The sequence below is a fragment of the Spirillospora sp. NPDC048823 genome (assembly GCF_043198445.1).
Lineage (GTDB): Bacteria > Actinomycetota > Actinomycetes > Streptosporangiales > Streptosporangiaceae > Spirillospora.
This window is the reverse complement of the sequence record NZ_JBICUT010000003.1, coordinates 301,505-315,657: the sequence shown is the minus strand read 5'-3', so window position 1 is coordinate 315,657 and position 14,153 is coordinate 301,505. Positions and strand designations below refer to the sequence as shown.

Below are 14,153 nucleotides of genomic sequence, written 5' to 3'. Positions count from 1 at the left end.
GGCGGCGGATGTCCTACCCGTAGACCTTGCCCGTACAAGTGCTTGCTTACAATGTGACGCGCGCCACTCCGCCGCGTTCTGTCGGACCCGCGAGGCACTATGGCGCCATGGGCGGTGACGTGCTCGAACGATTCTCTCCGGCGACCCGTGCCTGGTTCACCGGCGCGTTCGCCGCGCCCACCCCGGCCCAGGCCGGGGCGTGGGAGTCGATTTCGAGCGGCGACAGCACGCTCGTCGTGGCGCCGACCGGCTCCGGCAAGACCCTGGCGGCGTTCCTGTGGTCACTCGACCGGCTCGCCGGCGACCCCGTGCCCGAGGATGCCCTGCGGCGCTGCCGGGTGCTGTACATCTCGCCGCTGAAGGCCCTCGCCGTGGACGTCGAGCGCAACCTGCGCGCCCCGCTGACCGGCATCCGCCACGCGGCGCGCCGGCTCGGCCTGCCCGAGCCCGCCATCCGCGTCGGGATGCGGTCGGGCGACACCCCGGCCGACGAGCGCCGGAGGCTGGCCGTCAAGCCGCCGGACATCCTGATCACGACGCCGGAGTCGCTGTTCCTGATCCTCACCTCCCGGGCACGCGAGTCCCTGCGCGGGGTCGAGACCGTCATCGTGGACGAGGTGCACGCGGTGGCGGGCACCAAGCGCGGCGCACATCTGGCGCTGTCACTGGAACGCCTCGACGCCCTCCTCGAACGGCCCGCCCAGCGGGTCGGCCTGTCGGCGACCGTCCGTCCCGCGGACGAGGTGGCGGCGTTCCTGGGCGGGACGAGGCCCGCGGCAGTCGTCCAGCCGCTTTCCGACAAGGTCTTCGATCTCGACATCGTCGTCCCCGTGGAGGACATGGGCGAGGTGGGCCGGTTCGTCGACGACTCCGGGGCGGCCGATCCACGCCAGCGCAGCATCTGGCCCCATGTGGAGGACCGGCTGCTCGACCTCATCCAGGCGCATCGTTCGACGCTCGTGTTCGCCAACTCGCGGCGGCTGGCCGAACGGCTCTGCGGAAGGCTGAACGAACTCGCCTACGAACGCGCGACCGGCGATCCCCTGCCCGAGGACCACTCCCCAGCGGCCACGATGGCCCAGGCGGGCGCGGCCAGAGGGGCGCCCCTGGAGATCGCCCGTGCGCACCACGGTTCGGTCTCCAAGGAAGAACGGGCGGGCATCGAGAACGCTCTGAAGGAGGGCCGCCTCCCGGCCGTCGTGGCGACGTCCAGCCTGGAACTGGGCATCGACATGGGCGCCGTCGATCTGGTCGTGCAGGTGGAGTCGCCGCCGTCGGTGGCCAACGGGCTCCAGCGCGTCGGGCGCGCCGGCCACCAGGTCGGCGCCGTGTCCAAGGGCGTGATCTTCCCCAAGTACCGGGGCGACCTGGTGCAGACGGCCGTGGTGGCCGAACGCATGCGCGGCGGCGAGATCGAGGAGATGCGCTATCCGCGCAACCCTCTGGACGTCCTCGCCCAGCAGATCGTCGCGATGGTCTCCATGGACGAATGGACCGTCGACGACCTGGAGTCGCTCGTCAAAGGCGCCGCCCCCTACGCCGCCCTCCCCCGCTCCGCACTCGAAGCGACGCTGGACATGCTCGCCGGGCGCTACCCCGGCGACGAGTTCGGCGAACTGCGTCCACGCCTGGTCTGGGACCGGGTCACCGGAGTCCTGCGCGACCGCCCCGGGGCGCAGCGCCTCGCGGTGACCAGCGGCGGGACGATCCCCGACCGCGGCCTCTTCGGCGTCTTCCTCGTCGGCGAGAAGGCGTCCCGCGTCGGGGAACTCGACGAGGAGATGGTGTACGAGTCGCGCGTCGGCGACGTGTTCGTCCTCGGGGCCAGCTCGTGGCGCATCGAGGACATCACCCCGGACCGCGTCCTGGTCTCGCCCGCTCCCGGCCAGCCCGGCAAGCTGCCGTTCTGGCACGGCGACACGCTCGGGCGTCCCGCCGAGCTGGGCCGCGCGCTCGGCGCGTTCACCCGCGAGCTGGCCGAACTCCCCGGCGACGACGCCCGCGAGCGCGTCTCCGCCGCCGGGCTGGACGAGTGGGCGTCCGCCAACCTCGTGTCGTACGTGAGCGAGCAGCGGGAGGCGACCGGGCACATCCCCGACGACCGCACGATGGTCGTCGAGCGGTTCCGCGACGAACTCGGCGACTGGCGGATGGTCGTCCACTCGCCGCTCGGCGCGCGTGTGCACGCGCCGTGGGCACTGGCCATGGCGGGCCGCCTGCGCGAACGGTACGGCATCGACGCGCAGGCCATGCACGCCGACGACGGCATCGTCATCCGCATCCCCGACATGGACGAGCCGCCCAGCCTCGACCTGGCCGTCTTCGACGCAGACGACATCGAACGCATCGTCGTGGACGAGCTCGGCGGCTCGGCGCTGTTCGCCGCACGGTTCCGCGAGTGCGCCGCGCGTTCGCTGCTGCTGCCCCGCCGCCGTCCCGGCAAGCGGATGCCGCTGTGGCAGCAGCGCCAGCGCGCCGCGCAGCTGCTGGCCGTCGCGAGCAAGTACCCGTCGTTCCCGATCGTGCTGGAGACGATGCGGGAGTGCCTGCAGGACGTGTTCGACGTTCCGGGCCTGGTGCAGCTGATGCGCGACCTGTCGGGACGCAAGGTCCGCATGGTCGAGGTCGAGACGCCCGAGCCGTCCCCCTACGCCCGCTCGCTGCTCTTCCACTACGTCGGCGCGTTCATGTACGAGGGCGATTCGCCCCTCGCCGAACGCCGCGCCCAGGCGCTCGCCCTCGACTCGGCGCTCCTCTCGGAACTGCTCGGGCAGGCCGATCTCCGCGAACTCCTCGATCCGGAGGCCGTCGCCGACACCGAGCGCGAACTCCAGCGCCTGGCCGCCGACCGCCGCGCCCGCGACCTGGAGGGCGTCGCCGACCTGCTCCGCACTCTCGGCCCCCTCACCACGGCGGAGGCGGCGGAACGCACCCTCCCCGCAGGTGCGGACACCGAACCCGCATCGGATGACGACGCGAAGCCCGCCGCCGGCGGCGACCTGCTCGTCCAGGCGTCGCGGTGGCTGGCGGAGCTGGAGGCGACACGGCGGGCGATCCGCGTCAGGGTCGCGGGCGAGGAACGCTGGGCCGCCGTCGAGGACGCGGGACGCCTCCGCGACGCCCTCGGCGCGCCGCTGCCCGTGGGCCTCCCCGAGGCGTTCCTCGAACCGGTCGGCGACCCGCTCGGCGACCTGATCTCCCGGTACGCGCGCACGCACGGGCCGTTCCGGGCGGGCGACCCGGCCGCCCGCTTCGGGCTGGGCGTCGCGGTCGTCGTCGAGACGCTGCGGCGGCTCGCGGGCGCGGGACGGGTCGCCGAGGGCGAGTTCCTGCCCGTCGGGTCCGTCTCCGGCCCGCTGACGAGCGAATGGTGCGACACGGGCGTGCTGCGGACGCTGCGCCGCCGGTCCCTCGCCCGGCTCCGCGCCGAGGTCGAGCCGTCCCCGCCGGAATCGCTCGGGCGTTTCCTGCCCGTCTGGCACGGCATCTCGGGCGGGTCCCGGTTGCGGGGCGTCGACGCGCTCGTCCAGGCGGTCGAGCAGCTCCAGGGAGCGGCGGTGCCCGCGTCGGCGCTGGAGTCGCTGATCCTGCCGTCGCGGGTGCCCGGCTACTCCCCGGCCATGCTGGACGAGCTGACGTCCGCGGGCGAGGTCGTGTGGACGGGCCATGGCGGGCTGCCGGGCGGAGACGGCTGGGTGGCGCTCTATCTGGCCGACACCGCGCCGCTCCTGATGCCGGAGCCCGCGGAGATCACGCTCACGCCGGCGCACCAGGCCGTCCTGGACGCCCTCGGCGACGGCGGCGCGCTGTTCTTCCGGACGCTGTCCGACCGGGTGAACCGGCACGTCACCGCCGACGACGCCGATCTCGTCACCGCCGTCTGGGATCTCGTCTGGGCCGGGCATCTCACCAACGACACGATGGCTCCGCTGCGGGCCGCGCTCGGGTCCGGCCGTCCCACGCACCGTTCCCGGACGACGCGCCGCGGCCGTCCCGTGCTGCCGTCCCGCACCGGCCCTCCCACGGTCGGCGGACGCTGGTGGCCGCTCCCCGGACGGGAGGCCACCGCGACCCTGCGTTCGCACGCGCTCGCCGAGGTACTGCTGGAGCGGTACGGCATCGTCATTCGCGGCGCGGTCGCGGCCGAACGGACACCTGGCGGGTTCGCCGCCGTCTACCCGGTTCTGCGCGCGTTCGAGGAGACGGGCCGGTGCCGGCGCGGCTATTTCGTCGAGGGCCTGGGGGCCGCCCAGTTCGCGCTGCCGGGCGCCGTCGACCGGCTCCGCGCGCTGCGCCCGGCGGCGGCACCCGCACCGGACGACCTATCCGCGCTCTGGGAGACGCCCCGCACATCCGCCGACCGCGCCCTCGTGCTGGCGGCGGCCGATCCCGCCAACCCGTACGGCGCGGCCCTGCCCTGGCCTGGCCGCGACGACGATGTCGCAAGCGGCCACAAGCCGGGCCGCAAGGCGGGGGCGCTGGTGGTGCTGACCGAGGGCCGCCTCGTCCTCTACGTCGAACGCGGCGGCCGGACTCTGCTGACCTGGGACGACGACCCCGAGGTCCTGCAACCGGCCGTGGACGCGCTCGCCCTCGCCGTCCGGGAGGGCGCCCTCGGGAAGCTGACCGTCGAACGCGCCGACGGTGCGGCGATCGCCGGTTCCCCGCTGGCCGCGGCACTGGAGTCGGCGGGCTTCCACCCGACGCCCCGCGGCCTGCGCCTGCGGGCGTGACCAGTCCGCCTGCGGGAGCGCCGGTCCGCCTGCGCGCCTGACCCGCGCGCCCCGGCGCACGTCCGCCGCGAGCGAAGCGAGACGCCGCCGGGTTCATGCGCGAGTGCATTCGACCGGGGCGCCTGAGGCCGGCGCGGGCGGTCGCCGCCGAGCAGAAGGCATGGGTGAGGAACCTCTACGCTGACCTGACCGGGGGCGCGAGCGGCGTCCTGGCCGATCAGCTCCTCATCGTCCACGAGGGCGCGGTGGTCGCGTTCAGCGTCGGCGGCGTCCGCGACGCCGCCGCGAAGGCCCGCGCCATCGCCGACACGATCCTCCCCGCCCCTCGTTGACCTGCGGCATGGCGCCCTTCAGAGGGCCGCCATAAGGGCGGCACCCCGTACGCGAACGTGGTTCAGCGGCGGCGGCCCTTGAACATGTTGATCAGGCCGCGCAGGGCGCGCTCGTCCAGGGAGCCGAACGGGTTGTCGTGGACGAGGTACGTCCACGTCGCCGAGGGACGCTTGAGGCCGGCGGAGTCGAGGTCGATGCCGTCCTCGGACGCGGTGAGCGCCTCGAACGCGGCGATCGAGCGCTTCCTGGCGTCGGCGAGGAGGCGCTTGCCCGCCGGGACGGCCTCCCGGTTGAACTCGACCAGCGGGTCGAGGCCGCGGCCGAGGGACCGCAGGTGAATGCCTTCGCGCAGATCGGCGAGGTAGGCGAGGTGCTCGGCCCAGCAGCGGTCGAGCTGGTACAGGACGATCTGGCGCGCGGCGGCGGCCACCGCGTCCGCACCCGCGATCTTGGTGAGTTCGGCATGCCGTCCGGAGGCGTCCGCGGCCATGGCCCGGTCGGCGGCGTCGCCGTGCAGGACGGCGTCACGCTCGGCGAGGAGCTCGCGGCGCTGCAGGCCGATCAGATGGTTGTAGCGCCACGTGTTGCGGTGCAGTTCCAGGTCGACGCCCTCGGCGACGCGCTGGGCGTGCCCGACGATCCAGTGGGCGCCTTTGTCGGTGATGAGCCCGTCGTCGTCGGAGGGCGCCTTCGACTTCTCGTCGGGCGCGTAGCGGGTGACGAGCTCGTCCTGGAGGCTGGTGAAGAACACCGAGCCGCCGGGGTCGCCCTGGCGCCCGGCGCGGCCGCGGAGCTGGTCGTCCAGGCGGCTGCTGTGGTAGCGGCCGGTCCCGATGACCAGGAGGCCGCCCGCGTCCGCGACGCGGTCGTGGTCGCCGCCCGCGGCCTCGGCGGAGGCGGTACCGGGCGCGGACGGGTCGCCGGGGGCGCCCGGCGCGGGGCTGCCGCCGAGCCGGATGTCGGTGCCGCGGCCGGCCATCTGGGTGGAGACGGTGATCGCGCCGTACGCCCCGGCCTCCGCGATGATCGCGGCCTCCTCGGCGTCGTTCTTGGCGTTGAGGACGACCCGGTCGAGGCCGGCGCGGGACAGGCGGCGCGCGAGCCGCTCGGACTCGGCGACGTCGCCGGTGCCGATCAGCACCGGGCGCCCGGCGGCGTGCGCGGCGGCGATCTCCTCGACGATCGCGACCTCCTTGTCGGCGGCGGTCGCGTAGAGGCGGTCGGGCTCGTCGTCGCGGACACACGGCGTGTTCGGCGGGACGACCGCGATCTGCAGCGAGTAGAACTCGGTGAGCTGCGCCGCGACGGCCATCGCCGTGCCGGTCATTCCGCACCGGACGGGGTAGCGCCCGATCAGCTCCTGGACGGTGATCGAGTCGAGGATCTCGCCGCTCGGGGACGCCTCCAGGGCCTCCTTCGCCTCGACCGCGGCCTGCAGCCCGTCCGGCCAGCGCTGCAGCAGCGCGACCCGGCCCCGCGACTCGCTGATCAGCTTCACCGCACCGTCGCGGACGATGTAGTCCACGTCGCGGTGCAGGAGGACCTCGGCGTGCAGGGCCACGTTCACGGCGGTGAGGGTGCGCAGCTGCCCGGGCGCGTAGAGGTCGAGGCCCAGGACGCGTTCGACCTCGTGGGCGCCCGCCGTGGTGAGCTGGACGTTGCGGGCCTCCTCGTCGGTGGAGTAGTGCAGGCCGGGCCGGAGCCGGCGGACGAGGTCGGCGTACCGGGGGTCGGCGGCGTCGAGGTCGGCGGCGCCCGCGAGGACGAGCGGCACCATCGCCTCGTCGACCAGCACCGAGTCGGCCTCGTCGACCAGCGCGACGGCCGGCTCGGGCTGCACGGCGTCGCCGGCGCCGGTGACGAGCCGGTCCCGCAGCAGGTCGAAGCCGACCTCGCTGACCGGCGCGTACGTCACGTCGGCGCGGTAGGCCTCGCGCCGCTCGTCAGGCGTGGACGACTGCCCGACCCAGCCGACCGTGACGCCCAGCCGCTCGTACAGCGGGCCCATCCACTCGGCGTCGCGGCGCGCGAGGTAGTCGTTGACCGACATCACGTGGACCCGCCGGCCGCGCAGCGCGTAACCGGCGGCGGCGAGTGCTCCCGACAGGGTCTTCCCCTCGCCGGTGGCCATCTCCGCGACGTGCCCGGACAGCAGGGCGAGCGTGCCGATGAGCTGCACGTCGAACGGCCGCTCCCCCAGGGTCCGGCGGGCGGCCTCCCGGCCGAGGGCGCACAGCCCGGCCAGGTCCTCCTTCTCGCGGAGGCCGGAAGCGGCGGCGGTCAGCTCCTCGTCGGACAGCTTCCGGACGCGGGACTCGCGCTCGCCCGCCTCGTCCACCAGGACGCGGAAGGGCGCGAGGTCGACGCTGCCCGGCTTCTGGACGAGCCGCCGCAGCCGGTCACGCAGCGCCATGGCGCAGCCTCCGTTCATCGCTCACGGTTTCCCCAACGGGGCCGTACTGGAGTGCGTTCCCCATCATGATCCCAGGGCGGAGCCCCACGTCGTCCCGGGGTGTTCTCCGCACTTGGTCTGAGCTCGATTTCATTCCTCGGGGGGATCCCCCGGCCGCTCGCGCGCGAGAGCATGGACGCATTACGGGGTTGCGGTGGCGAGGGGAAAACGCCATCGCGGAACGGGGTTCACCATGACGCCTACGGCACGCAAGGCCGCCGCGCTCCGGCGCAAGCGGCAGATCATCAGCCGGACGGTCATCGACCGCGCGCTCAACGACCCGCGGCGCCATCAGGAGCAGGTCGTCGCCACGGCTGCGGCCAAGTAGGAGACCGCTGGAACGGGACAAGGAACGCTCCAGTGAGCGCCCCCGCCGGATCGGCGGGGGCGCTCATGCCGTTCAGCCGCGCCGCCGTCCGGGACGCGCCGCCGTTCAGGACGCGCCCGCGGCCGAGAAGACGTCGTCGCGGGCCTGTTCGAGCGCCGCGTACAGGGCGCCGCGCAGGACGGGGTTGCCCTCCACCTCGGTCACCGCGACGGCGGGACGGGTCGGGCTGATCCGCCCGACGATCTCTTGGATGCGGGTGGCGAGGGGACGCCCGCCCGCCCGGCCGAGGCTTCCCGACAGCACGACGAGCCCGGGGTCCAGGACGATGTTGACCGAGGTCACACCGTAGGAGATGCGGCCGGCGAGAGCGTCCAGGAAGGCGCCGCCGCGGGCCTCGTCGGCGGCGGCCGCGCGGACGCAGTCCACCGCGGTCGGCTCGGCGATGCCGTGCTCGTGGGCGAGGGCGCGGACGCCGTCCGCGCCGACCAGGGCGCCGTAGCCGCCGGCGAGCGTCGGGATCCCCCAGGTCGTCGACTCGGTCACGCCCTCGTCGGCGGGGCCGCGCCGGGCCGCGCCGAGGGGCAGCGGCGCGCCGGGGACCGGCAGGTACCCGATCTCGCCGGCGCCGCCGGAGCGGCCGCGGTGCAGCCGGCCGCCCAGCATGACCGACAGGCCCATGCCTCGGTCGAGCCACATGAGGGCGAAGTCGTCGGCGGTGTGCGCGGCGCCGTAGGCCCGTTCGGCGATGGCGGCGAGGTTGACGTCGTTCTCGATCGTGACGGGGCGGCGCAGGTCGGTCTTCAGCGCGGCGAGGACGCCCTCGTGCCAGGCCGGGAGGTCGAAGGAGAACTGCACGTCGCCGGATTTCGGGTCGACCACGCCGGGGGTGCCGATGACGAAGGCGCTCAGCTTCGACAGCGCGACCTTCGCCGAGCGGCAGGCCTTGGCGACGGCGCTGTGCACCATCTTCACCGGCTCGTCGGCGCCGTTCGGGTCCACGGTGACCTGGGCGGCGATGTGGCCGGTGATGTCGGCGACGCCGGCGGTGACGCCGTCCGGCCCCACTTCGAGGCCCGCGACATAGGCGCTGGACGGGACGACGGCGTACAGGGCGGCGTTCGGCCCGCGTCCCCCGGCCTGCGATCCGACGACGGCGACGAGCCCCCGGTCCTCAAGCCTGGACAGCAACTGGGAGGCGGTGACCTTGGACAGCCCGGTGTGCTCGCCGATCTGCGCGCGGGTCAGCGGGCCCTGGTCGACGAGCAGGTCCAGCGCCGCGCGGTCGTTGAGCTCGCGCAGCAGCCTCGGCGTTCCCGGACGGTTGGCGGCCATGCTGATACCCCTCGATGTCTCAATCCGCTAACGAGCAGTTTTGTTTAGGAAAGTTTCTTGTTAGTTTACGCCCAGGCGCCGACCGGTCCATACCCCGGGCTGGGGGCGCTCGCAGAGCGCCGACTGGCGAGCAGGGCGCCCGCGTGCGATGCGAACGCGAGAGGGGCATGGCTGGGACCCTAAAGGGTCCGGGCCGTGTCCACTCGCACCGCAGGCCACAAGGCCGCGCGAGGCGAAGCCGGAAAGGATCCCCAATGAAGTACATCAAGGTTGCGGCCGCGGCGGCCGCGATCGCCCTGGCCGCCGCGGGCTGCGGCGGCGAGGACGGCGGCGATGCCGGTACGGGCAAGGACCCGGCGCAGCTCAAGGTCTGGATGATGGGCGAAGGAACCCCGGAGCAGACCAAGTTCCTCGACGCCGTCGAGGCCGACTTCAAGGCCGAGCACCCGAACACCGACGTCCAGATCAAGTACGTGCCGTGGCCGCAGGTCGCCACCACGTTCCAGAAGGCGGCCGCCGGCGGCGAGGGCCCCGACGTGACCGAGATCGGCAACACCGACGTCCAGTCCCACATCGAGCAGGGCAACCTGGCCGACATCACCGGCGAGTTCAACGGCTGGGCCGACGGCAAGACGCTCAACAAGACGGCGCTCGGCAACGACCAGGCGGACGGCAAGACCTACGCGGTGCCGTGGTACGGCGGCGTGCGGGGCGTCTGGTACCGCACCGACTGGTTCCAGGAGCTGAACATCCAGCAGCCGAAGAACTGGGCCGAGCTGACCGCCGCGGCGAAGAAGATCCAGGACGCCAAGGACGTCCCCGGCATCGGCGTGCCGAGCGACCAGACCAACGCGCTGCTCAGCTTCATCTGGGGCGGCGGCGGCTCCGTGGCCGTCCAGGACGGCGGCAAGTGGAAGGGCACGCTCGACCAGCCGCAGGCCGTCGAGGCCGTGAACTACTACGCCGGTCTCGTCTCCAAGGAGAAGGTCGCCCCCGAGAAGTACATCGGCAAGAACGAGCTGGAGGGCCCGCAGCGCGACTTCGCGCTCGGCAAGCTCGGCATGTACTTCGACGGCAGCTGGGCGCTCAAGGAGATGAAGAAGATCTCCGACAAGAACGCGGACAAGTGGGGCGTCTTCCCGATCCCGGCCAAGGACGGCGGCAACGCCCCCGTCATGGCGGGCGGCTCCGACCTCGGCGTCTGGGCCGACAGCGAGGCCAAGGCCGCGGCCTTCGACTACATCACGACCCTGAACAACGCCAAGAACGCCAAGGCGTGGGCCGACTACAGCGGCTTCTCGTCCATGCGCTCGGACGTGAAGTTCTCCGACCCGAAGCTGGCGGTCTTCACCGACATCGCCGCCAACACCAAGTTCCCGCCGCTCACCGCCGGCTGGGGCGAGTTCGAGCAGGCCAAGAAGGTGCTGCCGAACGCGGTCAAGTCGATCATGCAGGGCGAGCCCGCCGCCGGTGAGATGAAGAAGGCGAACGAGCAGGCCAATACCCTGCTCAACCCGTAGCCCGCCCACCTCGCCACATCAGCTGATCGGAACGTCCATGCTCGACACCGCTCCCGCGGTGCGCGGGACGCCCGGCCGGAGACCCTCCGGCCGGGCGCGCCCCCGCCGCAGGCCCCGCCTCGGGCCCTACCTGCTCATCGCGCCCACCGTGGTCGTGATCGCCGTCCTGATGTTCTGGCCGATGATCCAGATCGGGATCATGTCGTTCCAGAAGGTCGGCAACCGCCAGCTGCGCGGCGAGCCGGCCGAGTCGGTGGGGACCGGGAACTTCGAAAAGATCTTCAGCGACCCGTTCTTCTGGCAGACCCTCAGGCAGACCGTGCTGTTCGCCGTCGTCGCGGTGACGCTGACCCTGGTCATCGGGACGCTGGTGGGGCTGCTGCTCAACAGGCTCGGCAAGCGGATGTCGGCCTTCGTCGCCGGCGGCGTGATGATCGCCTGGGCGACCCCGCCCGTCACCGCCGCGATCATCTTCACCTGGCTGTTCGGCTCGACCGGCGGCCTGGTCAACTGGACCCTGGACCTGCTGCCCGACGCCCTCGTCGGAAGCGGCTGGACCGACTACAACTGGTTCGCCAGGCCGCTGTCCACCTACACCGTCCTCACCGTGTGCGTCGTCTGGCAGGCGTGCCCGTTCGTGGCCGTGTCGGTCCTGGCCGGGCTGAAGAGCGTCCCGGGCGAGTTGTACGAGGCGGCCCGGGTGGACGGGTCCGGCCCGTGGCGGACGTTCTGGAGCATCACCTACCCGATGCTCAAGCCGATCTTCCTCGTGCTGATCGTCATGTCGATCATCTGGGACTTCAAGGTCTTCACGCAGCTGTTCATCATGGCCGGAATGGCCAACCGCGACGCGTTCAACCTGTCGCTGTACGGCTACTCCGAGGCGTTCGGCTCGCTGAATCCGAAGCTCGGCATGGGCTCGGCGGTCGCGCTGGTGCTCACGATGATCCTGCTCGTCGTCACCGCCCTGTACGTGCGGGTCATGGTCCGTCAGGGGGAGACGAAGTGAGACCCGCATTCGCGAAGCGACCGGGGGGTGTGGGGGGTCGTCCCCCCACAATGAAACGCACCGCTCGCAAGGCCCTGCTGAACGGGACCGGGCTGCTCGTCTTCCTCCTCGCGGTCTTCCCCGTCTTCTGGATGATCTCGACCGCGTTCAAGCCCAACACCGAGATCTTCAGCACCACGCCGAAGCCGCTGCCCGTCCACCCGACGCTGGACCACTTCGACCTGGTGCTGAACGGCGGCATCGCCGAGGTCTCCTTCTGGGAGTACTTCCGCAACAGCGCGTTCCTGGCCATCGCGACGGTCGTGGCGTCGGGGCTGCTCGCGCTGCTGGCCGCGACCGCCGTGGCGCGGTTCCGCTTCCGGTTCCGCACCACCTTCCTGATCATGCTGCTGGTGGTGCAGATGGTGCCGCTGGAGGCGCTGGTCATCCCGCTGTTCCTGGACCTGAAGACGCTCGACCTGCTCAACAGCCTGTTCGGCCTCACGCTCGTCTACATCGGGTTCGCCGTGCCGTTCGCGATCTGGATGCTGCGCGGGTTCGTCGCCGCGGTGCCGCGCGAACTGGAGGAGGCCGCCGCCATCGACGGGGCCGGGCCGATCCGGACGTTCTTCACGGTCATGCTCCCGCTCGTCGCGCCCGGACTGGTCGCGACCAGCATCTTCTCCTTCATCACCGCATGGAACGAGTTCATCTTCGCCTACACGTTCCTGGAAGACCAGGACAAGTACACCCTGCCGATCATGCTGCAGTTCTTCTTCGGCCGCAGCGGCAACGCCTGGGGGCCCATCATGGCAGCGTCCACGCTGCTCACCATTCCCGTCATCGCCTTCTTCCTGCTCGTCCAGCGCCGCATGGTGTCCGGCCTCACCGCCGGGGCGGTGAAGGGGTGACGGCCGACGACATCGCGACCACGGCGGAGATCGCCCGCCTGGCACGCGGCACGCTGCTCCCGTCGTTCCCGGGTGCGACCGCCCCGCGCTGGCTGCTGGACGAGCTGGAGGCCGGCCTCGCCGGCGTCACGCTGTTCGCCCTCATCGGCAACGTGCCGAGCCCGGAGTCCCTCGCCGCGCTCACCGCGCGGCTGCGCAAGGCGGGCGACCCGTTCGTGACGATCGACGAGGAGGGCGGCGACGTCACCCGCCTCGGCGGCCACCGGGCCGGCAGCCCCTACCCGGGCAACGCCGCGCTCGGCGCCGTGGACGACCCCGAGCTGACCCGGCGGATCTACCGGTCGATGGGCGCGGAGCTCGCCGGGGTCGGCGTCAACTTCAACTTCGCGCCGTCGGTCGACGTGAACACCGCCGACGACAACCCGGTGATCGGCACCCGCTCCTTCGGCTCGGACCCGGCCCTGGTCGCCCGGCACGCGGCCGCGTCCGTCGCCGGCACGCAGGAGGCGGGCGTCGCGGCCTGCGCGAAGCACTTCCCCGGCCACGGCGCGACCGTGGACGACTCCCACCTGTCCGTCCCGCTCGTCGACGCCGACCTGGACCTGCTGGAACGCCGCGAGCTGGTGCCGTTCCGGGCGGCGATCGAGGCCGGCACCCGCGCGGTGATGACCGGGCATCTGAACCTGCCCTCGATCACCCGCGGGACACCCGCCACACTGTCCCCCGACGCGATCACCGGGCTGCTGCGGGAACGGCTCGGCTACCAGGGCGTGATCGTCACCGACGCCCTCGACATGGAGGGCGCGAGCGGCGCGATCGGCATCCCCGAGGCGTCCGTGCGGGCGCTCATCGCGGGCGCCGACCTGCTGTGCCTCGGCCCCAACGAGCACGCCGAGACCGTCCGGGCGACCCTGGCCGCCATCGGCGCGGCCGTGCGCACCGGCCGGCTGTCGCCGGACCGGCTGCGGGACGCCGCCGAACGGACCGCCCGCCTCAAGGAGTGGCTCGCCGGGTACTCCCCCGCCGTCGTCGACCGGGCCGCCGGGCTGGAGGCCGCCCGCCGCGCCGTCCGCGTGTCGGGCTCGCTGCCCGGCTGGGACGGAGCGCCGCTGATCGTCGAGACGGAGGCGACCGGGAACATCGCGGTCGGGCCGACCCCGTGGGGCCTCGGCCCCTGGGCACCCGACGCCGTCCAGGCCGACGGAGCGGACGGAACGGCGGACCGCGTCCTGAAGCGCGCAGCGGGCCGCGGCCTGGTCATCGTCCTCCGAGACGCGCACCGGCACGCGGGCCAGCGGGCCCTCACCACCGCTCTGCTGACGGCCCGCCCCGACACCGTCGTCGTGGAGATGGGCCTGCCCGTGTGGCGCCCCGGATCGGCCGTCTACCTGGCCACCTACGGCGCCGCCGCCGCCAACGCCCAGGCCGCCGCCGAACTCCTGGGGCTCTGCTAGCACGAGCTCGCGGCGTGCCGCCGGGCAAGGAGCCCGGTCCCGGCAGGCACGCCGCGTTCCCCGGAAACCCGACCGGTCCTATCGGCAAGGGATAATGCTCGC

9 protein-coding genes are annotated in these 14,153 nt (G+C 72.8%); 7 read left to right on the top strand and 2 right to left on the bottom strand.

What is annotated here, in order from left to right; genetic code table 11:
• The first annotated feature begins 107 nt into the window (after positions 1–107).
• On the top strand, positions 108–4,733 hold the full coding sequence (locus ACGFK0_RS08980; RefSeq protein ID WP_392902045.1) for an ATP-dependent helicase: 4,626 nt from the start codon (positions 108–110) through the stop codon (positions 4,731–4,733).
• A 164-nt stretch (positions 4,734–4,897) separates the two neighbouring features.
• On the top strand, positions 4,898–5,065 hold the full coding sequence (locus tag ACGFK0_RS08975) for a hypothetical protein (RefSeq protein WP_392902043.1): 168 nt from the start codon (positions 4,898–4,900) through the stop codon (positions 5,063–5,065).
• A gap of 62 nt (positions 5,066–5,127) precedes the next feature.
• Here the strand turns inward: ACGFK0_RS08975 and secA2 are convergent, their stop codons facing one another.
• Entirely contained in the window at positions 5,128–7,479 is a 2,352-nt protein-coding gene (gene secA2, locus ACGFK0_RS08970) for an accessory Sec system translocase SecA2 (RefSeq protein WP_392902040.1), read from the bottom strand.
• A gap of 232 nt (positions 7,480–7,711) precedes the next feature.
• Between secA2 and ACGFK0_RS08965 the strand changes: the two genes are divergently transcribed.
• Entirely contained in the window at positions 7,712–7,846 is a 135-nt protein-coding gene (locus tag ACGFK0_RS08965; RefSeq protein WP_392902038.1) for a hypothetical protein, read from the top strand.
• A gap of 105 nt (positions 7,847–7,951) precedes the next feature.
• Here the strand turns inward: ACGFK0_RS08965 and ACGFK0_RS08960 are convergent, their stop codons facing one another.
• On the bottom strand, positions 7,952–9,178 hold the full coding sequence (locus ACGFK0_RS08960) for an ROK family protein (protein WP_392902036.1): 1,227 nt from the start codon (positions 9,176–9,178) through the stop codon (positions 7,952–7,954).
• A gap of 254 nt (positions 9,179–9,432) precedes the next feature.
• Between ACGFK0_RS08960 and ACGFK0_RS08955 the strand changes: the two genes are divergently transcribed.
• Genes ACGFK0_RS08955 through ACGFK0_RS08940 form a run of 4 tightly spaced genes read left to right on the top strand, consistent with a single transcriptional unit; the run spans position 9,433 to position 14,051 of the window.
• Positions 9,433–10,698 (top strand): extracellular solute-binding protein, encoded by a 1,266-nt coding sequence (locus tag ACGFK0_RS08955; RefSeq protein WP_392902034.1) that lies wholly within the window; start codon positions 9,433–9,435, stop codon positions 10,696–10,698.
• 37 nt (positions 10,699–10,735) lie between these two features.
• Complete coding sequence (locus tag ACGFK0_RS08950; RefSeq protein ID WP_392902032.1) at positions 10,736–11,707, top strand: carbohydrate ABC transporter permease; 972 nt, start codon at positions 10,736–10,738, stop codon at positions 11,705–11,707.
• Between the two features lie 50 nt (positions 11,708–11,757).
• Positions 11,758–12,597, top strand: coding sequence for a carbohydrate ABC transporter permease (locus ACGFK0_RS08945; protein ID WP_392902030.1), 840 nt, complete (start codon positions 11,758–11,760; stop codon positions 12,595–12,597).
• Positions 12,594–14,051, top strand: a complete 1,458-nt coding sequence (locus ACGFK0_RS08940; RefSeq protein ID WP_392902028.1) for a glycoside hydrolase family 3 protein — start codon at positions 12,594–12,596, stop codon at positions 14,049–14,051. Before ACGFK0_RS08945 ends, ACGFK0_RS08940 begins: the two co-directional genes overlap by 4 nt.
• The last annotated feature ends 102 nt before the right edge of the window (positions 14,052–14,153 follow it).